This window comes from Micromonospora sp. NPDC049201, assembly GCF_055586805.1.
Genome location: NZ_JBVJHM010000016.1, coordinates 1 through 24396, shown reverse-complemented (window position 1 = coordinate 24396; position 24396 = coordinate 1). Strand labels below are relative to the sequence as shown.

Below are 24396 nucleotides of genomic sequence, written 5' to 3'. Positions count from 1 at the left end.
GTAGTTCCTCACAGCGGAATACCGTTCTCGAACATCAGCGGGCTGAGCAGGTCATCCACCGAGGCCGCGTCGGGCAGCGCCCGGGCGGCCCGGGCGATCGCGGTCACCCGCTCCGGCGGCAACACCCGACCGGCGTTGTCGCGGAACTTGCCGGCGACCTCGTCGTCGGTGAGCGGGCGGTGCGAGCCGCCCCGGTTGGCGAGCACGGCCTCCTCGAGGAGCCGGCCGTCGGTGGTGCGCACCCGCAGCACGGCCGGGAACTGGTGCGGGAAGATCTCGTCGCAGCGCGGGTCGGCGACCACGGTGACCCGGCTCATCAGCCGTCGCCGGACCGGGTCACGGGCCAGGTCGTCGGTGAAGTCGTCAAGGCCCAGACCCAGACCGCCACCGCCGCCGAGCAGCGCGGCCGCGACGGTGTACGGGCCGGAGAACTGCGCCTGGTAACCGGTCTCCGGGGCCTGCTTGACGTCGAGGGGCTCGCCGATGGTGCGGACGGTGGCGGTCGGCACGGCCAGTTCGACGCTGGCCACGTCGGCCGGGCGCAGGCCGGCGTCCCGCAGCGCCAGCGCGGCGTCGATGCCGGCGTGCGTGAAGTGGTTCGCCGGGTACGGCTTGAAGAAGATCCCCGGCACCTCCCAGCGCTGGCCGAGCCCGTCGGTGACCGCCCCGGCGTCGAACTCGCCGCCGAGGAACGCCTGGAAGAAGCCGAAGCGCCCCTCCAGCAGGGTCGCCGGGCCGGTGATCCCGCGTTGGGCGAGCTGCGCGGCGTACACCCCGGCGTGCGCGGCCCAGCCGCAGTGCATCCGCTTGACGGTGCCGCCGGTGCGGTTGCTCTCGATGATCCCGGACGCCATGCTGGCCGCGATGCCCATGGCGTGCAGCACGCCGTCGGCGGAGAGACCGAGCAGTTTCGCGGCGGCGGCGGCCGAGCCGACCGCCCCGCACATCGAGGTGGCGTGCTGTCCCCGGTCGAAGTACCGGTTCGCCCCGGTGGCCGCGTCGTAACCGGCCATCCCCACCCGTACGCAGATCTCCAGGCCGACCGCGATGGCGGCGACCACCTCCGCGCCGGTGGCCCGGGTCGGCTCGGCGACGGCCAGCGCCGCCGGGACCACGCTGGCGCTGGGGTGCAGCACCGACGGCAGGTGGGTGTCGTCGTAGTCGAGCGAGTGGGCGAGCACACCGTGGGCGAACGCCGCCTCGCTGGCCGGCACCCGCTGGCGCAGCCCGACCACCCGGGCGTCCGGCCGGCCGCCCCGCTCGGCGACCAGGTCGAGCACGGCCGCGCTGGTGGGCAGCGTGGTGGCGGCGACCGCGATGCCCAGCACGTCCAGCACCCGTTGGGCGACGCTGCGCACCACCGGCGCGGGCAGGGGAACGCCGGCCGGGCCGTGGGCCGCGGCGAACGCGGCGAGCTGCCCGCCCAGGGTGGTCGCCGGCGGCGTGGCGGTCATCCGGACACGACCAGCGCGAGCGGGCGGACCGGGCTGCCGGTCGCGCCGACGATGTTCAGGTGCGCCAGCACGACTGTGAACTCCCGCACCCCGGACTCGGCCAGTTCCTCCAGGGCCATCGCCTCGATGAGGTTGATGCCGTGTTCGGCGAGCAGCACCCGGTGCGCGGGCAGCAGGGCGTGCCCGGACCCGGCGGCGAGGCGTTCGAAGGCGATGGTGTCCGCACCGGCCAGCCGCACGCCGCGGGCGGCGATCCACCGGGCCCCGGCCTCGCCGACGCCGGGCACCCCGGTCGCGTGTCCGATGTATGCCTCCCGGTCGTCGTAGCGGCGGCCCCAGCCGCTGCGCACCAGGACCACGTCGCCCGGTCCGACCGGGGTGCCCTGCCGGGCGACGGCGGCGTCCAGGTCGGCGGGCGTGATCTCGTACGCCGGGTCGAGGGCGGGGACCCCGAGCGCGGCCGGCACGTCGAGCAGCACCCCGCGGCCCACCAGCGGGGGCAGTTCGTCGATCGCCCCGGTGGTGAAGCCGCCGCCGGTCTGCGCCCGCATCGCGTCGGTGCCGTCGTGCAGCAGGCCGTCGACGGAGACGTGCGCGAGGGCGTCGATGTGCGTACCGACGTGGGTGCCCAGCGAGATCAGGTCGTTGGCGGCGGACATCCCGTCGGCCCGGTAGCTGTCGCCGTGCCGGCGGGGCAGGGTGTGCCAGAACGGCGGGTGGTTCGGCGACTGGGGCATGCCGATGCGCAACGGCCGGCCCAGGTCGAAGACCCGGACGCCCGCCTCGACGGCGGCGAGCAGGACGTCGCCGCGCCGCTCGCTCGGGATGGTCTCCACGGTCATCGCAGCACTCCCCGGTCTCGCAGCTCGGCGAGTCGTTCCGCGCCGATGCCCAGTTCGTCGCCGAGCACCTCGTCGGTGTCGGCCCCCACGCCCCGCCCGGTGAAGCGGATCTCACCGGGGGTGGCGCTCATCCGGAACAGCACGTTCTGCATCCGGATCTGACCCAGGTCCGGATCGGGCACCTGGGTGATCATGTCCAGCGCCCTGACCTGCGGATCGGCCAGGAGTTCGTCAGGCGCGTACACCGGCGCGACGGCGGCCCCGGCGGCGGTGAACGACTCGATCACCTCGGCCCGGGTCCGCGCGCCGATCCAGTCGGCCACGTACCCGTCGAGCAGGTCGGCGTGCCGCGCCCGGCCGGCGCCGGTGGCGAACCACTCCTCGCTGATCACCTCGGCGTGCCCGACCAGGGTCAGCACCCGTTCGGCGATGGAGTTCGCCGAGGTGGAGATGGCCACCCAGTGCCCGTCGGCGGTCCGGTACGTGTTGCGCGGGGCGTTGTTCAGCGACCGGTTGCCGGTCCGTTGCTGGACCACGCCGAGCTGGTCGACGTAGATGACGCTCGGGCCGACCGCCGTCATGATCGGTTCCAGGATGTCGAGGTCGATCTCCTGGCCGGTGCCGTCGCCGGTGGCCCGCGCGTAGAGGGCGGTCAGCACCGCCGCCGCGCCGGTGATCCCGGCGATGGAGTCGGCCAGCCCGAAGGCGGGCAGCATCGGCGGCCCGTCCGGCGACCCGGTCAGGTGGGCGAAGCCGCTCATCGACTCGGCGAGGGTGCCGAAGCCGGGGCGGGCGGCGTACGGGCCGGTCTGCCCGAAGCCGGTGACCCGCAGCAGCACCAGCGCGGGGTTGAGCGCCCGCAGGTCCGCCCAGCCCAGGCCCCAGCGTTCCAGCGTGCCGGGGCGGAAGTTCTCGACCACCACGTCGGCGGTGCGGACCAACTCCCGGAAGATCTCCTGACCCTCCGGGTCGCCCAGGTAGAGCCCGACGGTCCGCTTGTTGCGGCTGATCATCTTCCACCAGAGGCCGACGCCGTCCTTGCTGAGGCCGTGGCCCCGCATGCCGTCCCCGTGCCGCGGGTGTTCGATCTTGATCACGTCGGCGCCGAAGTCGCCGAGGATCTGACAGGTCAACGGACCCGCCAGGATCGTCGACACGTCGAGCACCCGGACACCGTCCAGCGCCCGCCGGCTCCGCGACTCCTGACCACCCACCCGGCCACTCCCGTCGTTCAGTCGTTCCGTTAGCGGGAACGTCGTTCCTCAAACCGTACCGAGTGCCGGACCCGCTGGTCAAGGAAAGGAAACGGCGATCCGCCAGCCCTGGGCTTCGCTCTCACGCGCTGTTACGGTACCGCTCTCCGGAATGGTGTTCCACCAACCGGTCCAACGTTGAGCGATCGACGGGTGGTCCGTCGGGGCGGGAGGACGATGACATCGCAGATCGTGCCGGTACGGGTGGGCCGCGCCCCCGGCATCCGGCGGGCCGACCTGCTCTGGGGGCAGCACCCCGGGGAGACGGTGGAGAGCCCGCACATCATCTGGGTGGTCCGGGACGACCGGGGCGACGTGACGATCCTGGACACCGGCTCGCCGGACGCGGAGTGGGTGACCCGGCACCACCGGCCGTTCGAGCGCACCGCCGAGGAGGAACCGGCCGTGGCGCTCGCCGCCGCCGGCGTGGACCCGGCCGCGGTCCGGACGGTCGTGCTCAGCCACCTGCACTACGACCACTGCGGCAACAACCACCTGTTCCCGAACGCGGAGTTCGTGGTGCAGCGCAGCGAGGTCGCGTACGCCGTCGCGCCGTACCCGGTGCACCAGGCGGCCTACGAGGCGCCGGCGCTCGGCTTCACCCCCCGCTGGCTGGCCACCATGGACCGGACGCGGCTGATCGAGGGCGACGTCACGCTCGGTCCCGGTCTGCGGTTGCTGCACATCCCGGGACACACGCCCGGCATGACCGCCCTGGTGGTGGACACCGCCGCCGGCCGGTACGCCCTCGCCGGGGACCACTGCGCCCAGTTCGAGAACTGGCGGGGCGCCGGGCCCTACCGGGTGGTCCCGTCCCGGACCCACGTGAACCTGGCGGACTACTACCGGTCCTTCGACCGGTTGGCCGAACACGCCGACGTGGTGCTCCCCGGCCACGACATGCGGGTGTTCGACCAGGCCAGCTACCCGGCGGTGGACCGTGGCTAGGCTCCGGCTCGGGGTCCGACTGCCCGAGGGCGGGTCGGACGTGCGCCGTACCGTCGCCCAGGCGGTCGCCGCCGAGGCGATGGGGTACGACTCGGTCTGGCTCGGCGAGCACCACGGCTACCCCACCTACTGGCCCTCGCCGCAACTGGTGCTGGCCGCGGTCGCGGCCCGGACCGAGCGGGTCCGGCTGGGCACGAACATCCTGATCCTGCCGCTGGCCGACCCGGTCCGGCTGGCCGGGGAGTTCGCGTTGCTGAGCAACCTCAGCGAGGGCCGGGCGGTGCTCGGCGCGGGGATCGGCTGGGACGAGCCGGAGTTCGCCGCGTTGGGCACCAACGCCCGCCGGCGGGGCGCCGTCACCGACCGCCACCTAACCCTGATGGACCGGCTCTGGCACCAGGAGTCGGTCTCCTACCGGGACGACGACCGCACCCTGGCCGACTTCACGCTCTCCCCCCGTCCCGCCTGGCCGGTCCCGGTCTGGGTCGGCGGCCGGTCGGTCGCGGCGATGCGCCGGGCGGCCCGCCACGGCGAGGCCTGGTTCCCGGACGCGGCGCTCACCGTGGACGAGGTCGTCCGGGGCTTCGCGACCGTGGACCAGCACCGGGCCGCCTCGGGTCGGCCACCGGCCGCGTTCCGGCCCCTGGTCCGGCACGTGGTGCTGGGCGAGACGGACGCGCAGGCCCGGCGGGACGCCGAGGAGTACCTGCGCGTCTCGCACGAGCTGCACCTGCTGCGCGGCAATCCCATGGTCACCCGGGCCAGCGCCGGCGACTTCGCGAGCCGGCTGGCCGACCGGTACGTGGTCGGCGACCTCGACACCTGCGTCGCCTGGGTGCGACGACTGGAGACCGAGGTCGGGGTGACCGATCTGGTGGTCAAGTTCGCCGGTCGGATCAGCGGCGACGACGCGCTGGCACAGATGGCCGACTTTGCCGCCGCCGTCCGGGCGATGTCTTGACAGCGATCCCGACCGCTCCTAGCTTCATCGTTCATAGAAACAATGTTCCGCCATACGGAACATGACAGTCGGGGGCCCATCCGGAACGGTCGTGGAGGTAGTCGGATGATCAGAAAGCGGTTGTTCCTCGCCGGAGTGCTCGTCGTGGCGCTCTCCGCCACCGGGTGCGGCGACGACGGCGCGGGCGGCGGCGCCGACGCGAACGGAGTCAGCAAGGTCCGCTACGTCTACTGCGCCGAGACGCTCGCCGCCAGCGGCGCGCCGTTCTGGATCGGCGAGAAGCTCGGCTACTTCGCCGAGGAGAAGATCTCCCTCGAGATGCTGCCCGTCGCCGGCGGCACCGGCGCCTGCCTGCAACTGCTCGCCGCCGGCCAGGCCGACATCTCCGCGCCCAGCCCGGACGTGCTGGTGCAGGCCGCCGCGGACGGACGCAACCTGGACCTGCGGTACTTCTACGAGGTCGCGCCGACGTTCCTCTTCGACGCGACGGTCCTGCCGGACAGCCCGGTCCGGTCCTTCGCCGACCTGAAGGACGCCACCATCGGCCTGGCCTCCCTGGGCGGCAGTTTCGAACTCTTCGCCAAGGCCGGCCTGCGCGCCGCCGGCGTCGACCCGGCCTCGGTCGACTTCGTCGCCGTCGGCACCGAGGCGGCGGCGGCCGAGTCGCTCAAGAAGGGCGACATCGACGCGCTGGTCATCAACGACGTCCGGTACGCCGCGCTGGAGGCCGCCGGATACCGGTTCCGCTACCTCGACAAGCCCGGCGTGACCGCGGACCTCTTCGGCGCCGGGCTGCTGGCCCGCAACGCCTGGCTGACCGAGAACCCCGAGGCGGCGGCGGGATACGCCCGCGCCTACACCAAGTCCGTGCTGTTCGCCAAGGCGAACCCGGAGGCGGCCATCCGCATCCACTGGGAGCAGTACCCGCAGTTCGCCCCCACCGGCGACCGGGCCAAGGCCATGCGGGCCGCGCTGCCGGTGCTCAAGCGCCGGATCGACGTGATCGAGGACGACGGTTCGGCGGAGAAGCCGTACGGCCAGTTCACCGCGGAGTCGTGGCAGGCGTACGTCCAGTTCCTCGGCGTCCAGGACAAGGTCAAGGACGTCTCGGCGTTCTACACCAACGACGTGGCCGCCAAGATCGGCGCGATCGACGCGGCGGCGGTCCGGGCGAAGGCGACCTCGTGGCCGACCTCGTGACCCGGACGCCGGTGGTGTCGGCCCGGGGCCTGTCCAAGGTGTACGGCACCCGGACCGGCACTCCGGTCGTCGCCCTCCAGGACGTGTCGTTCGACGTGGCCGAGGGGGAGTTCGTCGCCATCCTCGGCCCGTCCGGGTGCGGCAAGTCGACCCTGCTGCGCATCGTCGCCGGCCTGACCGGCGAGACCGGGGGCACGGTGGACATCAACGCCGCCGGAGCCGGACCGGGCACCGACGTGGGCCTGATGTTCCAGCAGGCGGTGCTGCTGCCGTGGCGGACCGTCGAGCAGAACGTCGCCCTGCCCGGGATCGTGGCCGGCCGCCGGTTCCGGGACGTACGGCCCCGGGCCCGGGCCCTGATCGAGATGGTCGGGCTGGACGGGTTCGCCGAGAAGTACCCCGGCGAACTCTCCGGCGGCATGCAGCAACGTGCCGCGCTGGCCCGCTCGCTGTTGCAGGATCCCCGGCTGCTGCTGCTCGACGAGCCGTTCGGGGCATTGGACGCGATGACCCGGGACCAGATGAACCTCGAGGTGGAGCGCGTCCGGCAGCAGACCGGCAAGACCATCCTGCTGGTCACGCACAGCATCGCCGAGGCGGTGTTCCTCTCCGACCGGATCATCGTGATGACCGGACGCCCCGGCACGATCCGCGAGATCGTCGACGTCACCCTGCCCCGGCCGCGCGAACTCGAGGTCACCGGCTCGGCGGACTTCGGCGCGTACACCAACCAGATCCGTCAGCTTCTCGACCGACCGGAGTGACGCATGGCAGTGTCGGAGAAAGTCCTGTCCGCCCGCAACCTCCCCGGCGACGCGGAGCCGGCCGAGCGACGCCTCACCGCGCGACTCTGGTTTCCGGTCTCCCTGGTGCTGATCATCGTCGGCTGGGAGGTCGCGGTCCGGGTCACCCAGGTCAACTCGGTGCTCGTCCCCACCCCGGTCAGCGTCGTGCGGTCGCTCTGGCGCGGGCTCGCGCAGACCGGCCCGGCCAGTTTCTACCCGCACTTCTGGCGCACGCTCCAGGAGGTGCTCCTCGGGTTCGGCGGCGGCGTGGTCATCGGCCTCCTGCTGGGCGGCCTGGTCGCCATCTCCCCCACCGCGCAGGCGATCATCCGCCCGTACATCGTCATGATCGAGGCGGTACCGAAGATCGCGATCGCCCCGCTGATGGTGGTCTGGCTGGGCTTCGGCATCGAGTCGAAGGTCGCGCTGGCGGTCCTCGTCACGTTCTTTCCGATCTTCGTGAACACCGTGTCGGGGATGCGTTCGGTGCCGGCCGAGCGGCTCGAACTCATGCGCTCGCTGCGCGCGGGCCGGGCGCTCACCATCCGCCTGGTGATCGTGCCCAGCGCCCTGCCGTTCATCTTCGCCGGCCTGGAGATCGCCGCGGTCTACGCGGTCATCGCCGCGATCGTCAGCGAGTTCGTCAGCGGCCAGATGGGGCTGGGCGTGCTGATCCTCCAGGCCAACTTCCGGCTCGACATCGCCACCGTCTTCGCGATCCTCATCCTGCTCGGGCTGATGGGCATCGGCATGACGAAGCTGATCGAGCTGGCCCGCAAACGCATCGTCTTCTGGGACGGGAACTGAGGAGCAGCCACATGGAGATCGAGAAGAGGATCGCGGAACTGGGCCTGGAGCTGCCGGTGCTGCCGGAGAAGCCGGGCACCCGCCGGGTCCGCGCGGTCCGCACCGGCAACCTCGTGTACCTCGCCGGCCACGGTCCGTTCCACGAGGGGAGCTACCCCTTCAAGGGCCCGGTCGGCGTGGCCATCGGCGTCGCCGAGGCGCGGGCGGCGACCCGCTACAACGCGCTCGCGCTGCTCTCCTCGCTGCGCCGGGAGATCGGTGACCTGGACGACGTGGTCCGGATCGTCAAGATCAACGCGTACGTCTACGGCGAACCCGGCTTCAACAAACCGTCGGTGGTCGCCGAGGGCTGCTCGGACCTGCTCATGGACCTGTACGGCGAGCGCGGGCGGCACGCCCGGTCGGCGGTCACCGTCGCCGCGCTGACGCTGGACATCTGCTGCGAGACGGAGATGATCGTCGAGGTGCGCCCGCCGCAGGCATGACCATGGTCGAGGGGAAGGAGCCCGGTCCGTGGCGGACGTCGTGGTCAGTGCGGCAGCTCGGCGGCGCAGCACGCCTCACCCTCGGCGGCGAGCAGGCCCGCGAAGTCCGCCCACTTGATCTTGAAGCGGCCGTGCTGGCCCCAGCCGCTCCCCCACGAGTTCTGGAACAGGTACGCCTGCTCGGAGTCCAGCCGGTCCAGCATCACGTAGCAGTGCCCGCCGGCCACCCTGCCGGTCGGCCGCACGTAGCCGTCGGCGTCCGGGTGGAACATGTCGTCCGTCCAGTTGGTGCCGACCACCACCGAGCCCTGGGTGTCGATCCACTGGTCGATCTCGGCCAGCGAGCCGGCGAACGCGAACGCCGCGAGCCGGCCCCGGTCGCGCAGCGCCAGCGCCCCGGACCGGACGGTCGAGCCGTTCTCCGCCCGCGGCTCGCCGTCGATCACCTTGCACTCGTAGTACAGCGCGTGCGCGTCGGCGTTCTGGAACTCCCCCGGGACCGGCGTGGCATCCACCCAGCCCGTCCAGCCGAAGCCCACGCAGTGCCCGGTGTCGCCCTGGTCGAGCTGGATCGGCAGCTGCCAGGCCGGGGCCCCGTCACCGGCCGGCGTCGGGCCCGGCGCGGGTGGGATCCCGCCGGCCTGCTTCTTGAGCCAGCGCCAGAAGACCAGGTACGCCCGCCAGTCGGTGAAGTAGGTGGTCTCGCTCAGCACCTGCTCGATGGTCCGCTGCCGGATCTCCTCCGGCGGCTCGGCGATCTCCATGAGCCGCGGCAGCGACCAGTCCCGCGGGTCCGGCCGGTACACCCTGCCCAGCAGGTGCGGGCCGATCACCTGGCTCGCGCTGCGTTCCGGTGGGTCCTGTGCCAACCGCCGGTTCAGCTCCATGACGGCCTCCCTCTCCGAGCAACCTCCAGCAGGGGTGTCCAGCTCCCACGATGCGCCCCGGCCGGCGGCCCGCACAGTCCGGTTACCGACTGCCGGCCGCGGAATCCGTCGTCGGTGGTGGAGTTCCGCGCGTTCTCGGCCATCGCTCCGGAGCCGTTCCGTCGGACTGTCGTGCCATGATGCCGCTCACCTCGAGGCAAGGAGCACGGCGCGATGGCCACGGTGACGGTTCGGGACGAGACAGCGACGGGCAGGGCGATCGATCAGTGGCCGTTGACCGGCCTGCCCGAGCGCATCCGCGCGCGGGAGCTGGTCCGGTTGCGGGTACGCGAGGAGGTGGCGCGGTTCAACGCCGACCAGGCGGACCTCTTCCGGGGCCTGGTGCGGCCGACCGACGCGGAGGCGACGCTGAACGGCTACCGGGTCGGCCGGGGCCGGCGGCTGGACTGGGAGCGTCAGGCGGACGCGGCGTGTGCCGCCTTCGCCCGCAACGGCTTCGTGTTGCTGGTGGGTGACCACCAGGTCGAGGATCTGGACGAGGAGATCGACCTGCTCGCGGATCCCGAGGTGGCCTTCGTGCGGCTCGTTCCCCTGGTGGGTGGCTGACGTGCGCGGCTGGGCGCGACTGCTTCCCGCGCTGAGCGCGGCGGACCGCCGGCGAGTCGAGACCGGCCTGGTCGACGCCGACGCCCGGATCCGGGCGGTGATCGGGAGAACGACCACCTACTACTGGGGCGCGTCGGTGACCCGCACCCCGGAGTGGACCGTCACCGAGTCGTGGTCGGCCGAGCGTCGCCGCCGCGCCGCACTGGCCATGCACCGGGAGGCGGCGACCAGTTCGAGTCCGACCGCCCTGAACGACGTCCTGCGGAATCTCGCGGACGGCGCGCACGACTGGACCCGGGCGGATCTGCTGTGGTGCCTGGAGGTGGCCGGGCGTGGGCACGGCTACGACGACGGCGCCCATCTGGAGTTGCCGGCGACGATCGCCGGGCACCTGACCCCCGCCGACCTGGCCGATCTGGCACCGGCGCTGTCGGCCCTGTTCGCCGAACTCACCACGCGCCACGTCCCGGCGGCCGGCCCCCGCCGCCGGGTCGTCACGCTGATCGGGGAGGCGCTCGACCGCGCCACGGGTCGCCGCGTGCCGTCCTGGTTGTTGCACCACGGGGACGAGTTCGGTCCGCTCGTCCGTGCCGGTCTGGGTGACGTCCTGGCCGCCCCGGGTGTGGCCGAGTTGCTGACGCACTGCGCCTCGCTCGACAAGCCGGCGGCGCCGGCGCGGTGGCTGCGCGTCCTCGACGGGCACCTCGCGAGCGCCGCCGACGGGAGGAAGGCGGTCCACGCGGTCCTGGCGGCGTTCGTCGCCCACCGGCGGTCCGTACACGACGACACGGACCGTCTCCTGCGTGGCCTGGCATGGGCGCTGTCGCGGGAGTCGGACGAGGCGGCGACCGACCTGCTGGCCGGGGTCACCGCCGTCGCCTCGGCCGCGCCCCGCCAGGCGTCCGGTTTCCCGCACGCCCAGCGCACCGCGATCGCGGCCGTGCGTCTGCTCGCGGAGCGCGCCGGTGAGGCGCCGGTGCGGACCCTGGCGCGGCTCGCGGTGACGGTGAAGAACAAGGCGGTACGCAGTCGGGCGCAGACCGCGTTGGCGCACCTCGGCGCCCTGCGCGGGTGGTCGCTCAGCGAGGCGATGGAACTCGCCGTCGACGACCACGGGCTCGACTCCACCGGCAGCCGGCGGACCCCGGTCGGCCCGTACGAGGCGACGGTGCGGGTCGAGGGCGAGAAGGCGCGCCTGACCTTCGCGCGGGGCGGCACCGCGCTCAGGGGTGTCCCGGCGGCGGTCAAGGAGGCGCACGCCGACGAGCTGAGGCAGCTCCGTGGCCTGGTGAAGAGCGTCAACGCGACGCTGACCTCCGAACGCCAGCGGGTGGAGGCGCTGCTGTCCGAGGATCGCGTGTGGTCGTACGCGGACTGGGTGTCGCGCTTCCTGGACCACCCGATCACCGGAACGTACGGGCGGCGGCTGCTCTGGGAGACCAGCACCGACGGGCTGCACTGGTCGGCGGGCCTGCCCCGCGGGGACGGCGACGGGTGGACGATCGTCGGTCTCGACGGGCGACCGGTGCCCGGCGATCGGGTCCGGCTGTGGCATCCCGTCCGCGCTCGCGTGGACGAGACCCTCGCCTGGCGGGAACGGGTGCTCGCCGCCGGCCTGACGCAACCGTTCAAGCAGGCGTTCCGTGAGGTCTACCTGCTCACGCCGGCCGAGGAGCGGACCGGTTCCTACTCCAACCGGTTCGCCGCGCACATCCTGCGCTACCGCCAGGCGAACGCGCTCATGCGCGCCCGCGGCTGGCAGGCCGGCTACCTGGGCACGTGGGACGGCGGTTACGACAGCGAAGCCACGAAGCTCTTCGGCGGTGGCGCCTGGCGGGCGTCCTTCCACCACCAACTCGCCGACACCGACGACCCGGGCGACCACGACGTCCACCACTGCGCCACCGACCAGGTGCGCTTCGCCCGCTCCGACGGCGCGACCTGGCAACCCGCACCGGTCGCGGACGTACCGCCGCTGGTGTTCACCGAGGCGATGCGCGACGTGGACCTGTTCGTCGGCGTCACCTCGATCGCCACCGACCCGCAGTGGGCCGACCGCGGCGAGGACCGGTTCCGGGACTACTGGCACCGCGCCGCCGTCGGGCCGCTGGCCCCGTCGGCGCAGGTACGCCGCGACGCCCTGGCCCGGCTGCTCCCCCGCATGGCCATCGCCGAACGGGTCACCCTCACGGATCGCTACCTGCACGTACGCGGGAACGTGCGCGGCTACCGGATCCACCTCGGCTCGGGCAACATCATGATGGAGCCCCACGACGCCTACCTGTGCATCGTCCCGGCACGCGACGGCACCGGACGGCTGCACCTGCCGTTCGAGGACGACCCGATGCTCTCGGCGATCCTGTCGAAAGCGATCATGCTCGCCGCCGACGACACGATCACCGACCCCACCGTGCTGCGGCAGCTCGTCTCATGACCGGCTGGAGCCGCTTCGCCGGATCGCCGACGCTCTCGCCGCCGCCGAGCGACCGTTCCCGCTCCGGTCAGCCGGCCCCGAAGCAGACGAACGCCGCCGCGGTGGCCCGGGCGGGACCGTCGCCCGCCGCACCGAACGCCCGCTGTGCGTCGGCGAGGGCCCGCGCCGGGCCGGCACCCGCCCGCATCCGCGCGTGCAGGTCCAGCATCAGCGCCGTGGTGGGCTCGGCCGGCACGGGCAGCACGGTCGCGATCAGGCACCGGGTGCCGAGCGCCAGGAGCACCGCGGTGAACCCCATGACCTCGTCGCCGGGGCGCAGCCCGGTCAGGCCGGAGTCGCAGGCGGAGAGCACCACGCAGCCGGGCGGCCGGGCGACCGCCTCCCACTCGTGGGCGAACAGCGGCCCGTCGGCCAGTTCCAGGGTGGAGAACTGCGGGTTGTCCGCGCGGAACGTGCCGTGGGCGGCGATGTGCACCAGCCCCGCCCCGTCCAGCGCGGCGGTCAACGCCGCGGTGGTGGCGTCGGCCCCGGTGAGCCGCCGCGCCCCGGGCAGGACCTGGGCGAGCCGGCACACCTCGAGGTGCCCGGCCGGCAGGCGCGGGCCGGCGGCCAGGACCGGCGGCCCGGTCGGCAGCTCCCGCCGGTCCGCGCCGAGCCAGGCGGTGGCCGAGGGGGCGACGGTCACCGGACGCCCCGCGCAGGTGGGCAGCGCCGACCAGGGCACCGCGTGCAGCGCCCCGACCGGGACGATCACCAGGGCCCGGTCGGCCAGCCGCGACCGCAGCGGGGCGAACAGCAGCCGGTCCAGGGCGACCGCGGCGTGGCCGGCCCCCGCCCGCGCGGCGGCCTCGTCGCCGGTGGTGACCAGCCGGCGCAGGGCGAACCGGTGCCGGCGGGCCAGGTCCACCGCGGCGGCGAGCGGACCGAGGTCGTGCAGGCTGGCCCGGCCGTCGCGGACCAGCACCGCCCGGATCCGGTCGCCGTGGGCGACCAGCTCGACCAGCACCCGGGAGCCGAGCCGCGCGGCCAGCGCGCCCACCCCCGGCGGGGCCAGCACGACGCCCCCACCGGGCACCCGCCGGGCCAGGTCCCGGATGCGCTGCTCCAGCCGGGCCTGCCGGCCGCGTAGGGCGGTTGCCGGGCGGCCGGCCAGCACCTCGTCTTCGAGCAGGCCGCTGACCAGTCGGAGCTCGGCGAGCGCCGCCACCAGGTCGGGGTCGGCCGGGGGCCGGGCCGGCCGGGCCCGCAGCGCATTGGCCCGCCACCGCTCCGCCCACGCCAGGACCCGCGCCGGCGCCCCCGCCCGGACCGCGATGTCGAGGCCCTCCGCCGCCAGTTCCTGACCGTACGCTCCGCTGTGGGCACGCAGCTCCGTGGCGCCGAGCGACACCCGGTGCCGGTCGAGCACGGCCAGCCCGCGGCGCAGCGCCCGGGCGGCCCCGGGCTCGTCCCCGCCGAGCCGGCGCGACAGGGCCAGGGCGTACCAGCCCTGTGCCCGCCGGTCGGCGGTCCCGCGACGGCGGGCCCGGGCGGCCACCGCCAGCAGGTTCCGGGCCCGGCCCGGCCGCCCCAGCGCGGCGGCCACCAGGCCGGCCTCGATCCGGGTGGTCAGCGCCGGGCCCGGCCACCCGGTGCCGTCGAGCTGGTCGGCGGTACGCGCCATGGCGGTGAGCAGGCGCGCCGAGCGGGTGCCGCGACGGTACTCGGCGCGCAGCTCGACGTGCCGGGCGAAGGCGGCCCAGGTGGGCCGGCCCTGGCGACGGAACCGGGCCCGGGCCGCGGCGGCGGCCTCGGTCGCGGTGTCCAGGTCCGCGGCGAGCAGCGCCGCGCGGGCCCGGGCCAGCAGCGCCTCGGCCAGGTCGGAGGCCATGCCCCGGCGCCCCAGTTCCCGGACGGCCGCTGTCGCGACCACCACCGCCTCGTCGACCAGCGGCACCGACAGCAGCAACTCGACGCGGTCCAGCAGCAGCGCCGGCCGGGGTACGGCGAGCCGCCGGTACTCCTCGTCGACCGTGGCGAAGCAGCGCAGCGCGCCGGCGATGTCACCGCGCTGGCCGGCCGCGATGCCGCGGTTCCACCGGGCATCGGCCGCCGCGAGGTCCAGGCCCAGCCGTTGGAAGGCGGCTGCCGCGCGGGACAGGTCGTCGGTGCCGCCGGCGGCGCCCCGGTGGGCGTTGAGCAGCCCTCGGTTGTTGCGCGCCCGTGCCTCCAGCAACAGGTCACCCTCGCGCAGGGCGATGTCGACGGCCAGGCCGTAGTCGCGTACCGCCTCGTCGTAGCGACCCCGGTAGTGCAGCACCACGCCCCGCTGCATCCGGGCCCGTCCCGCGTCGGCGCCGACGAGCTGCGGCAGCGCGGCGGTCACCGCGCGCAGCGCCGCGGCGGTGTGACCGGCGTTGGCCAACACGTAACCCAGGCTCATCCGGGCCAGCGCCCGGGTCCGGGGCGTGCCGGCGGCCCGGACCGCGCGGCGCAGGTGGCGCAGCGCGCCGGGCAGGTCGTTGAGCTCCCGCAGGGCCAGACCGACGGCCCGCTCGGCGGTGGAGCGCTCGTCGGCCCCGGCCGCGGGGCCGGCGGCCAGCACCCGCTGGGCGATCGCGATCGCCTCGCGCGGGTAGCGCTGGACGGCGTCGAGCGCCGCCTGGGCCGTGCCGGCACCGGAACCGGTGCTGTCGGGCATGCCCCAAAGAGTCCCCGAACCAATGCCCAGCCGTCAATGTCTGTGCGGACCTGTCGGGAATCCGCACCAATCCTTTACGTCATTGACATCCGACTATGCTTTGGAAGAATCGACGGCACCCGGGAAACGTGGCTCACGCCGGCCACTGGCGGACGCTTCTGCCGACCGCATGGAGGACCCGTGTCGCCTGACCATCCCGCCGCGCCGCGCCCGGCCGGCCAACTGTCCCGCCGGCGGCTGCTGGCCGCGTCCGCGCTGGCCGCCGCGGCGTCGTTCACCGCCGGGTCCCGTGCCGCCCCGGCCCGCGCCGACGGCGCGGACGACGCCGCCTACCAACGCGCCTTCGACGAGGCGCTGGCCGCCGACAAGAACGTCCGCCGGCACACCACGCCGGGCCGGGAGTTCCTCTACCGGCCACGGCAGTTGCTCGCCGCCGACGCCGACGCCCAGCGGGTCACCGCCCGGCTGCGTGCCCTCGGCCACGTGGTGGTCGTGGGCGACGGCTTCGCCGGGGTCACCCGGCTGCTCTTCGACCGGGAGACCGACGTTCCCGCGCTCGTGACCAAACTGCGCGACCCCCAGCAGTGGCCGGGGCAGCCGGCGCCGAAGGTGCAGCCGCACCACGTGCTGCTGGGCCTCGGCAACATCATGGGCAACCCGGGTGGCCCGCCCACGACGGTCGCCGCGCTGGCGCCGCCGGACCCGGCCCGGCTGGGTGAGGGCGCCGGAGTGACCGTCGGGGTCTGCGACACCGGCATCTGGCGGCAGGCCGGCGGCTACCACCCGCAGTGGCTCGGCGGGGCGTACCTGCCGGAGGTCGACGACGAGGACCCGCTCTACGTGCACACCGACGTGCTCGCCCCGCAGGGCGGGCACGGCACCTTCGTCGCCGGGGTGGTGCGGCAGGCCGCGCCGGGAGTCCGGGTCGACCCGGAGCAGGCGCTGAGCGCCACCGGCGTCGGCGACGAGGCGTCGGTGGTGGCCGCGACGGCCCGACTCGCGCCGGCGGTGTCCGTGGTCAACCTGTCCCTGGGCGGGTTCACCCAGGACGACCAGCCGTCGCTGCCCCTGGCCAACGCGGTGGCCGCGTTACCCGCGACGAGCGCCGTGGTCGCGGCGGCGGGCAACGCCGGCACCAGCCGGCCGATCTGGCCCGCCGCGCTGGGCCGGGTCGTCGCGGTGGCGGCGGTCAGCCAGGGCACCGGTGGCGTGGTGCCGGCCACCTACAGCGGATACGGGCCATGGGTCGACGTCTGCGCGGTCGGCGAGCGCCACAGCACGTACGTCGAGGGGCAGTTGCCGCTGCCGGGCCGGCCGACCCGGGTGTTCCACGGCTTCGCCGTCTGGGCGGGCACCTCGTTCGCCACGGCACACGTCTCCGGTCGGCTCGCCGCGCTGATGACCGCCGGCGGCCTGAGCGCCGACGCGGCCCGGCTGGCGCTGCTCGCCGCGCCGCGCTGGCACCCCGACTACGGCGTGCTCGTCGGATGAGCGAGCGGGCCGCGAACGAACCAGCAGCACCGTGCGGTGGTCCGGGCCGGCGGTGGGCGCAGCGAGGCGGCGGCGGGAACGAGCGGTCGCGAGCGGCGGAGCAGTGCCGCACCAGCCGACGGACGGCGTCGCCGTGACCGACCCGAGTACGACCGGCCTGGTGACCGCCGCGGCGGGCGGCGACGAGTCGGCGTGGGTGGAGCTGGTCCACCGGTACACCCCGCTCGTCTACTCGGTGATCCGGTCGTACGACCTGAGCCGCGCCGACGCCGCCGACGTCAACCAGACCGTCTGGCTGCGTCTCGTCGAGCAGCTGAGCCGGGTACGCGATCCGCAGGCCCTCGCCTCCTGGTTGGCGACCACGGCCCGGCGCGAGTGCTACCGGCTGTCCCGCCTCGGCCGCCGCACCCAGCTCTTCGACCCCTACGACGAGGCGCTGGACGCGTACCATGGCTTCTCCCGCACGACGGACGTGGCGGCCCCGGACGAGGAGCTGCTCCGCGCGGAGCGGCGGCAGGCACTGCGGGAGGGCTTCGCGCAGCTGCCGCCGCGCTGCCAGAAGCTGCTGGCCCTGTTGACCGCCGACCCGCCGGCCAGCTACCGGGAGGTCTCCGAACGGCTGAGCGTGCCGGTCGGCAGCATCGGGCCGACCCAGGCTCGATGCCTGCGGCGGCTACGGGACTGCCCGGCGCTCGCCCCGTTCCTCGGCACCGCCGCGACCCGGACGAACGGAGGTGAACGCGATGGAGCCGTTGCCGCCGGCCGATGACGCGGCCCTGACCGCCGAGCTGGGTGCGGCGCTGCGGGAGTCCGGGTCGGTCCCGGAGGAGTTCCTGACCGCCGCGCGGGCGGCGTTCGCCTGGCGGAACGTCAACCAGGAGGTGGCGCTCGCCGAGCTGATGTTCGACTCGGCGTGCGACACGGCCCCGGCGTCGACCCGGTCGGCCGGGTCGACGCGCACGCTGTCGTTCCGCAGTGCCGTGGTGGCGCTGGAGATCGAGGTGTCCGACGCCGGCATCGTCGGTCAACTCTCCCCGCCCGGGGGTGGGCGGGTGTCCGCGCAGACCGCCTCGGGCACGTACGCGGAGGCGCCTGTCGACGCGGTCGGCTTCTTCTCGCTGGGCGCTCCCCCGCCCGGTCCGGTCCGGCTGCGCGCCCACACCGACGGCCACGTGGTGGCCACCACCTGGGTCTCGCTGCGCTGACCCGCCGCCAGCACCGCCGCCAACACCCGCGACGGCTCCGCGACCGGCCCGTCCCCCCGGCGGCGCTCGCCGGGACGCCCGGACCGTCCCGGCGAGCGCGCGGGGGCCGCGGGCTGCCCAGGCCCACGACCCCCGCCGGTGGCCGGGCTACTGCCGCCCGACGCCGATCAGGTACTCCACCCCACCGAGGTCGGTCCGTTCCGCCCCGCTCGTGTCCGGGCCGAACTGGGTCACGTCGAGCGCGAACTCCTTGTCCGAGGGGACCTCGGCCGCGAAGGTGAGAGAGAACTCGACCCGCTCACCCGGTTCCAGCAGCAGGTTGCCGAGGCTGGCCTTCGCCGGTTCGACGACCTCCAGTTGGTTCCTGCCGACCTCGCGTACGCCGGTGCCGACCTTGCCGCCGGCCTGCCACCGCTCGAACAGAGTCGGCCCGAGGTCGACGACGACCCGGCCGCCCACGTTCTGGATCGGCTCCCCCGGCTGCGTGAAGACCAGGTCGTTCTTGGTCGCCACCCGGAGCGAGTTGCCGATGGCGAACGGCCGCACGACCGGCGTCCCGCCCGCGACGAGCCGCACCGAGTCGACGTTGCGCCAGGCGATGTTGTTGTTGTTCCGGGTGTTGGTGCTGATGTCCGGCCCTTCGAAGGTCATCGGATCGGTGGCGGACACCCACCTGGCCAGCAGGCAGAAGTGGCCCGGCCCGGGCACTCCGGTCCACGGGATCGTCACGGTCGTGGTGCCGGCGAAGGCGGTCACGCTCATCGCGCCGATCTGGGTCCAGTGCGTCGGCCAGACGGCACCGCCACCCGGCGTCGTCCGGTAGACCCGCAGCACGCCGCTGCTGGTGCCGGTGCCGTACGGGCCCGGGTTACGCAGCTTGATGAAGATGTAGTTGGTGACGCCGACAATCGGGTTCTGACTGACGGCACACTCGACGGCGGTCGGGCAGACCTTGATGTCGGGGCTGGCCCACAGCGGGTTGTACGAGTGGGGCTGGACGCCGACGTCGGCGGCGACGTCCCGGATGTAGACGTCGGTGCGGGCCGCTGCCGCCTTGTCCTGCCGCGCCTCGACCGGCGCGGCGGCGGCCGTGGTGACCGCCAGCAGGGCGGCCAGCGCGGTGCCGGTGAGCACGGCCAGCGCCGAGCGGCGGACACGTCTTCCTACGTTGCCCATGACAGGCTTCTCCCATCGTCGAGGGACCGCCGACCCGGCGTTGTCGCCTACCCGGCCGACGCGGTGACGTTGTTCAGGAGCGCCTGGCGGCGCGTTTGATACGTCCGGCGGGACCGGTCACCGTCAGATGGAGCGAAGACCGACGGATCAGACGAATGTCGAACGCCTGCCGGCCCACCCGGCGCGGAGGCGGCTCGGGGCAGTCGCGAGAGCGGTGACCCGGGTATTTGAGCGCTCTGAAGGAATCGGTTGACTCCGGTCGTCGACGCTGCTGTCCGCCGGCGGTGCGGGACCGCAGCCGCAGCCGGTAGGAACAGGAGAGGACGGTGCGGACGTCGGTGTGGGCGTCGCCGCCGTCGAGGGCGTCGAGTGTCCCGGCGGCGAGCAGTTCCGCGGCCAACTGCGGCACCGACAGCAGGGGGCGGGTGGCCAGGCGCGCGCCCGCGATCGTCAGAGCGAGCGGAAGACCGCCGCATGCGGCGACGATGTCGCCGAGCGCATCCGTCGTGCCGCCACGGTTCCCGAGCCGCGAGCGCAGCAGAGCGCGCGCGGCCGGTGGTGGAAGCGGGCCGAGAGCGAGCGGCTGAGCGGCCTCGGCCGCGACCAGGCCGGTGAGACAGTCGCGGCTCGTCACCAGCACCACGCTGCGGGAGGCGGCGGGCAGCAGGGGGGCGGACCTGGTCGGCGGTACGGGCGTTGTCCAACACGATCACCATGCGCCGGGTGACGAGCAGGCTGCGGTACAGGGCCGCCAGCGCCGCCACCCCGATCGGCATCTGCGGCGACGGCACCCCGAGCGCCTGGAGGAAGTCGCCCAGCGCCACCTCGGGCGGGACCGGCGCCTCGGCGGGACCGAAACCACCGAAGTCGCAGTAGAGCTGCCCGTCCGGGAACTCACGGGCGGCCCGGTGGGCCCAGTGCACCACCAGCGCCGTCTTGCCCACCCCTGCCATGCCCGAGACGACCACCACCGCCGGGCCGACCGCTACCGTGTCAAGCGTCGCCAGCTCGGCGTCCCGGCCGACGAGGCGAGGCACCGCGCGCGGCAACTGTGCCGGCCGGGTGAGTCCGTCGAAGGCCCGGTCGGCTACACGGCCGCCGAGACCCTCCGGCTCGGCTTGCCGCGGGCGGCTCAGCGCCGACCCGGACGACACCGGCGCGAGGTCGCCGCGCAGCAGCTTCCCGTGCAGGGCCTGAAGCTCCCGTCCCGGCTCGGTGCCCAGTTGCTCCGCCAGCAACTGACGGGTCGCCGCGTAGTGGCACAGCGCCTCCCCTGGCCGGCTGCGGCGTACCCGCATCAACGCCGCCACCAGGGTCTCCACAAGTGGATGTTCGGCACTGGCCTGGAGGAGTTCGGGAAGCACCAGTTCCGGGGTGTTGAGTTCCACCGCCGCGGCCGCCCAGGAGGTGAGCGCGATGATGCGCTTCTGCTGCCACTGCTCCCGCACCTGCTCGACCCACTCACCGGAGAGGTCGGCCAACGGACGGTCACGCCACAGGTCGAGTGCGGCCTTCAACAGCTCCGCCCGCTCCCGCACCGGATCGTGGTCGGGCAGGGCGCGGTCGAGCAGGGACTGGAAGCGGTGCGCGTCGACAGCGTCCGGGGCCACCTCCAGCACGTAACCACCCGATCGGTGGGCCAGGGTGGCGGGACAACCGCTGAGGTCGCTGGCCGCGGCGAGCACCTTGCGGATCCGCGCTACGTAGACGTGCAGGGTGTGGCGTGCCCCTAGCGGTAGAGCCTGCCCCCAGACCCGATCGATCAGCACCTCCGGTTGCAACGGCCTTCCCGCATCGATCGCGAGGGCCGCGAGAACCATCCGTTGCCGAAGCGGACCCGCGTCCACTCGAACACCAGCGGCCTGCACCTGCATCGGACCGAGAAGCCGCAACGTCAGCATGCATCGACGCTTGCACATGCCCGCACGTAACGCACTCTCCTCGGGAGGCGGCCGACACTGCCGAACCGCCGGCCGGCGGGATCAGCCCGCCCGAACCGTTCGGAAGCGAGCCGGTCAGTGGCAGCCGGGCCCGTCCGCCGCTGACTCGTACCTGTCATGGTGCTTGAACAACATGATTCCGGTTCCGACCTCCTGCCGGCCCAGCGGCGTGAAGTCGAGGTAGTTGTACGTGCCGAGCACGATGTCGGGCCCTCGCCCGTACGTGGAATAGGTGTGGAAGACGTTCGAGCCGTCCCGGAAGAAGACGCTCAGCCCGTGCTGCTCACCGCTCATGTGGTGGGTCAGGCCCTCGCGCTCCAGCGTCGCCTTGTCCTTGTAGTTGTACTCGACCGGGGCGACGGACTCGTCCACGGTGACCTTGAAGTCGTAGTTGAAGTCGGTTCCGAAGGAGGACACCCACGGGATCGTCCAGCCCATTCGCGCCTTGAACTGCTCGATCTTCTCCACCGGCGCTCGGGAAACGGCCGCGAACGACGTGTCGCGGGAATGCAGATGCCCGAGGTGCGCCACGTTGTCGACGAGGAACGAACAGCTCACGCAGCCCTCGTCCCAGCTCGGATCGAACATGAAGTGGTAGGTGATGAGCTGCCGGCGCCCTTCGAACAGGTCGAGCAGGCTCTTCTCACCCGACGCGGTCCGAAACCGGTAGTCCTTCTCGACCGGCGTCATCGGCAGGGCCCGCCGAGCTGCCGAGACTTCATCCCGTGCGTCGGTGAGCGCCTTCTCCTTGGCGAGCAACTCCATTCGCGCGCGCAGCCAGTCCTCACGGGACACGATCTGCGGACCACTCATCCGGTCTTCTCCTCCCAAACGGGGTCGGTGACCCGGCCGAACGGGCTCTGTGCCCGGATCGCGTCGCCGCTCGGCGCGTCGAATCGCTCCCGGGCCATCGGCGTCGCCGTGAACCTGGGCGCCACGGCCGGGAGCGCGATCCGGTATGACGCAGGCACGATCACCAGCGACTGGCCGAGGGCGTTCAGGCTCGCCCTTCTGGCCCGGCACGCCGGCCCCTCGGGCTCACCACGGAACGCGGCCCGCGACCAAGCGTCGTTCACGCTGATCAATGCTCACCGGGGAAAGATAGTACGGGCCGGTACCCTCATCTTCTTCTGCATTGCTCAATCCGACCTTCGCCGAACGGGAACCGCGCGGATGTCGGCTCCCGTTCTCGCAGATCAGCCAGGAATGCCGTCAGCTACTGGAGGACAGCCGCCGGCTGTTCGTCAATGACGGAGTGGCCGTTGCTGGCGATCTGTGCTTTCACGACCGCTGTGGACGTGTGGCTGGGTCTGCCCCGGCGCGGCAGACCCGGTGCAGCCGGGAGACCGCGGACCGGGCCAGTCTCAGCTCTCGTCCGGCAGCCGCGACGCCGCCGTGCTCGTGGACCGCGCGCAGCACCGCCAGGTCCGACCAGGTGACCGGGTCCGGGGTGGGCGGCGGAGCCGCCGTGCCGCCGGCGACATCCCGGACCGGTCCGACGGCGGCGGTCCAGAAGGCGGCAGCCCGGGCGGCGGCGTCCACCAGGAGCCGGCCGGCGTCGGTCGGCACGCAGCTCCGCGAGGTCCGCACCAGCAGCGGTGTGCCGAGCTGTCGCTCCAGGCGGGCGATCCGTCAGGACAGGGCGGCCGGGTGCGGTCGAGCGCCGCTGCCGCCGCGGTGATCGACCCGTGCCGCACCGCCGCCCGCAGCGCGCGCAGATCCTTAACACCTTCGATGTACGCGACGTCCGGGCGGACCGGCGGCGTCGTCCGTGTGTGCGCGGCCCGGGTCCGTGACGGAAGGAACGCCTTCACCAGCCGTACGTGAGGAGAGGTGAGCAGCCGCCGTGGCTGCCAGCTCGCCCCCGAGGCGGAGCCGGTATCCGGGGGTTCGGCTCGGGGATGCCCTGCTGGCGCAGGTTACGGGACTGGAACGACGCCGGCGGCATCCCCCTCGCGGCCACGCTGACCGGCGGTAACAGGCCGGAAGGGTCGCATCTACTTCGCCTCCCGGTAGTCCATGAACGCTGGGCGCTCCTCGGGCGAGCGGGAGAGCCAGTCATTGACCGCCAACGCACTCACCGAAGCGTACTCGTCGGTTATTTCGAGATGATTCCCTGGCACATCTGCCAACGTGACTCTGGTGGCGTAGTTCCAGGTGAACATCCAGTCGTCATTGTCTGCCGGTCCGCTGATCCGTTCGGATGCCCGGACCTGGAGCGTCGGTACCTCGATGTGCTCGGCGGGCCACCACGGGAAGGAGAGGTAATGGACCATCGCAAAGACCCAGCTGTCGTCGCCGTCGTCGCCAGTCCGCCTGATTCTTTCAAAGATCTGCTTCTGCCACAGCGGGCCGTCCTCCGACACGGTTTGATGGGCCTCCTGCGAGGGTGCGTCGAGCAGAATGACGCCAGCCGGCGCCATGCCCATCCGCGCCAGCTCGGCAGCAACCCGGTGGGCGATCAGCCCACCGCTGGAGGTGCCGCCCAGGAGGAACTCTTCGCCGTTCGCGTTGTCTCGGATGATTGTCTCGACGTACGCGAGCGTCATCGCCTCGATGTTCTCCGGCAGTTTCTCACCGGCGTGGAAGCCGGGCGAGTGCAACACCGACACGTCGCGGGTGCCCTGGAAGGCCGACGCCAGCCGCGCGTACGGGAAGTTGACCGGGGCCACGTATGGGTTGAAGAGGTACAACTTGGGCCTGCCGTCGCCGGTGGCGACCCGGGTGGGAGGCCGGACCGCCTCGTCGGCCGTGTCCACACCGAACGTCTGGCGGAGCTTCGCCAATCGCCCGACCACGTCGGAGAACTCGTCGTGCCTGCCGTCGACCTCGGCCTGCATGTACATCTCCGCGAGGTTCGACACCCGAACGGCTCCCGAGCCGGCCGATTCGGCTCCGGTACTGCGGTCGCTGCCGGCACTCACGGCGGCGGCCAGTTTGTTGACCAGGTGATCGGTCAAGGCTCCGGTGCTGGAATGGTCGAAGACCAGCGTGGCCGGCAGTGACAGTCCGGTCGCGGTGGCCAGCCGGTTACGTAGTTCCACCGCGGTCAACGAGTCGAACCCGAGGTCTCGGAACGCGCTGTCCGGATCAATCGTCGTGGGGTCGGGATGGCCGAGCACGAGGGCGGTCTGTGTCCGTACCAACTCCAGGACTGTCCGCTGGCGTTCCTCGACCCCCATAGCCGTCAGCCTGGCGGCCAGATCCACCGACGTGTCGGCGGTGGACGCCGTCCGGCGGGT

The 24396-nt window shown here is 73.2% G+C and carries 22 protein-coding genes; 11 read left to right on the top strand and 11 right to left on the bottom strand.

The features are described from left to right. Positions 1-8: 8 nt before the first annotated feature. From ACZ6O5_RS28280 to ACZ6O5_RS28270, 3 genes are read right to left on the bottom strand one after another with little or no spacing between them, the layout of a single operon-like run. Positions 9-1454, bottom strand: coding sequence for an MmgE/PrpD family protein (locus ACZ6O5_RS28280; RefSeq protein ID WP_465980942.1), 1446 nt, complete (start codon positions 1452-1454; stop codon positions 9-11). Beyond that, entirely contained in the window at positions 1451-2296 is an 846-nt protein-coding gene (locus ACZ6O5_RS28275; RefSeq protein ID WP_465980940.1) for a cyclase family protein, read from the bottom strand. The genes ACZ6O5_RS28280 and ACZ6O5_RS28275 overlap by 4 nt, the downstream gene beginning before the upstream one ends. Then, positions 2293-3510: a CaiB/BaiF CoA transferase family protein gene (locus ACZ6O5_RS28270; protein ID WP_465980938.1), complete on the bottom strand. Its 1218-nt coding sequence runs from the start codon at positions 3508-3510 to the stop codon at positions 2293-2295. The genes ACZ6O5_RS28275 and ACZ6O5_RS28270 overlap by 4 nt, the downstream gene beginning before the upstream one ends. A 216-nt stretch (positions 3511-3726) precedes the next feature. Here ACZ6O5_RS28270 and ACZ6O5_RS28265 point away from each other — a divergent pair, with 216 nt between their 5' ends. From ACZ6O5_RS28265 to ACZ6O5_RS28240, 6 genes are all read left to right on the top strand, one after another. Further along, complete coding sequence (locus tag ACZ6O5_RS28265; protein WP_465980936.1) at positions 3727-4497, top strand: N-acyl homoserine lactonase family protein; 771 nt, start codon at positions 3727-3729, stop codon at positions 4495-4497. Continuing rightward, a complete protein-coding gene (locus ACZ6O5_RS28260) occupies positions 4490-5458 on the top strand; it encodes an LLM class flavin-dependent oxidoreductase (protein WP_465980934.1) in 969 nt (322 codons plus the stop codon). Before ACZ6O5_RS28265 ends, ACZ6O5_RS28260 begins: the two co-directional genes overlap by 8 nt. 105 nt (positions 5459-5563) lie before the next feature. Beyond that, the gene (locus ACZ6O5_RS28255) at positions 5564-6658 is read left to right on the top strand and encodes an ABC transporter substrate-binding protein (RefSeq protein ID WP_465980932.1); all 1095 of its coding nucleotides are present in this window, start codon (positions 5564-5566) and stop codon (positions 6656-6658) included. Next, the gene (locus tag ACZ6O5_RS28250; RefSeq protein ID WP_465980930.1) at positions 6643-7422 is read left to right on the top strand and encodes an ABC transporter ATP-binding protein; all 780 of its coding nucleotides are present in this window, start codon (positions 6643-6645) and stop codon (positions 7420-7422) included. Before ACZ6O5_RS28255 ends, ACZ6O5_RS28250 begins: the two co-directional genes overlap by 16 nt. A 3-nt stretch (positions 7423-7425) precedes the next feature. After that, positions 7426-8250: an ABC transporter permease gene (locus ACZ6O5_RS28245; protein WP_465980928.1), complete on the top strand. Its 825-nt coding sequence runs from the start codon at positions 7426-7428 to the stop codon at positions 8248-8250. A gap of 11 nt (positions 8251-8261) precedes the next feature. After that, complete coding sequence (locus ACZ6O5_RS28240; RefSeq protein WP_465980926.1) at positions 8262-8735, top strand: RidA family protein; 474 nt, start codon at positions 8262-8264, stop codon at positions 8733-8735. A 44-nt stretch (positions 8736-8779) separates the two neighbouring features. Here the strand turns inward: ACZ6O5_RS28240 and ACZ6O5_RS28235 are convergent, their stop codons facing one another. Next, a complete protein-coding gene (locus tag ACZ6O5_RS28235; protein WP_465980924.1) occupies positions 8780-9622 on the bottom strand; it encodes a hypothetical protein in 843 nt (280 codons plus the stop codon). A gap of 213 nt (positions 9623-9835) precedes the next feature. Between ACZ6O5_RS28235 and ACZ6O5_RS28230 the strand changes: the two genes are divergently transcribed. Both ACZ6O5_RS28230 and ACZ6O5_RS28225 read left to right on the top strand, forming a co-directional pair. Then, the gene (locus tag ACZ6O5_RS28230; RefSeq protein WP_281940212.1) at positions 9836-10228 is read left to right on the top strand and encodes a hypothetical protein; all 393 of its coding nucleotides are present in this window, start codon (positions 9836-9838) and stop codon (positions 10226-10228) included. After that, positions 10221-12662, top strand: coding sequence for a DUF4132 domain-containing protein (locus tag ACZ6O5_RS28225; RefSeq protein ID WP_465980922.1), 2442 nt, complete (start codon positions 10221-10223; stop codon positions 12660-12662). Before ACZ6O5_RS28230 ends, ACZ6O5_RS28225 begins: the two co-directional genes overlap by 8 nt. Positions 12663-12729: 67 nt before the next feature. Here the strand turns inward: ACZ6O5_RS28225 and ACZ6O5_RS28220 are convergent, their stop codons facing one another. Continuing rightward, positions 12730-15342, bottom strand: coding sequence for a CHAT domain-containing protein (locus ACZ6O5_RS28220; protein WP_465980920.1), 2613 nt, complete (start codon positions 15340-15342; stop codon positions 12730-12732). A 180-nt stretch (positions 15343-15522) separates the two neighbouring features. Here ACZ6O5_RS28220 and ACZ6O5_RS28215 point away from each other — a divergent pair, with 180 nt between their 5' ends. The 3 genes from ACZ6O5_RS28215 (at position 15523) to ACZ6O5_RS28205 (ending at position 18038) form a co-directional block, all read left to right on the top strand. Next, positions 15523-16833, top strand: a complete 1311-nt coding sequence (locus ACZ6O5_RS28215) for a S8 family peptidase (protein ID WP_465980918.1) — start codon at positions 15523-15525, stop codon at positions 16831-16833. Positions 16834-16966: 133 nt separating this feature from the next. Then, positions 16967-17602: an RNA polymerase sigma factor gene (locus ACZ6O5_RS28210; RefSeq protein WP_465980916.1), complete on the top strand. Its 636-nt coding sequence runs from the start codon at positions 16967-16969 to the stop codon at positions 17600-17602. After that, positions 17577-18038 (top strand): hypothetical protein, encoded by a 462-nt coding sequence (locus ACZ6O5_RS28205; RefSeq protein ID WP_465980914.1) that lies wholly within the window; start codon positions 17577-17579, stop codon positions 18036-18038. Before ACZ6O5_RS28210 ends, ACZ6O5_RS28205 begins: the two co-directional genes overlap by 26 nt. A 147-nt stretch (positions 18039-18185) precedes the next feature. Here the strand turns inward: ACZ6O5_RS28205 and ACZ6O5_RS28200 are convergent, their stop codons facing one another. From ACZ6O5_RS28200 to ACZ6O5_RS28175, 6 genes are all read right to left on the bottom strand, one after another. Then, positions 18186-19214 (bottom strand): hypothetical protein, encoded by a 1029-nt coding sequence (locus ACZ6O5_RS28200; RefSeq protein WP_465980912.1) that lies wholly within the window; start codon positions 19212-19214, stop codon positions 18186-18188. Between the two features lie 47 nt (positions 19215-19261). Next, positions 19262-21115, bottom strand: a complete 1854-nt coding sequence (locus ACZ6O5_RS28195) for an AfsR/SARP family transcriptional regulator (RefSeq protein WP_465980910.1) — start codon at positions 21113-21115, stop codon at positions 19262-19264. Between the two features lie 114 nt (positions 21116-21229). Next, positions 21230-21967 carry a DUF899 domain-containing protein gene (locus ACZ6O5_RS28190; protein WP_465980908.1) on the bottom strand — a complete coding sequence of 246 codons (738 nt, stop codon included), beginning with the start codon at positions 21965-21967 and terminating at the stop codon, positions 21230-21232. Then, the gene (locus tag ACZ6O5_RS28185) at positions 21964-22239 is read right to left on the bottom strand and encodes a hypothetical protein (protein WP_465980906.1); all 276 of its coding nucleotides are present in this window, start codon (positions 22237-22239) and stop codon (positions 21964-21966) included. The genes ACZ6O5_RS28190 and ACZ6O5_RS28185 overlap by 4 nt, the downstream gene beginning before the upstream one ends. Before the next feature lie 196 nt (positions 22240-22435). After that, entirely contained in the window at positions 22436-22774 is a 339-nt protein-coding gene (locus ACZ6O5_RS28180) for a helix-turn-helix domain-containing protein (RefSeq protein WP_465981154.1), read from the bottom strand. 377 nt (positions 22775-23151) lie between these two features. After that, on the bottom strand, positions 23152-24396 hold a 1245-nt coding region (locus ACZ6O5_RS28175; RefSeq protein WP_465980904.1), incomplete at its 5' end, for a phosphopantetheine-binding protein.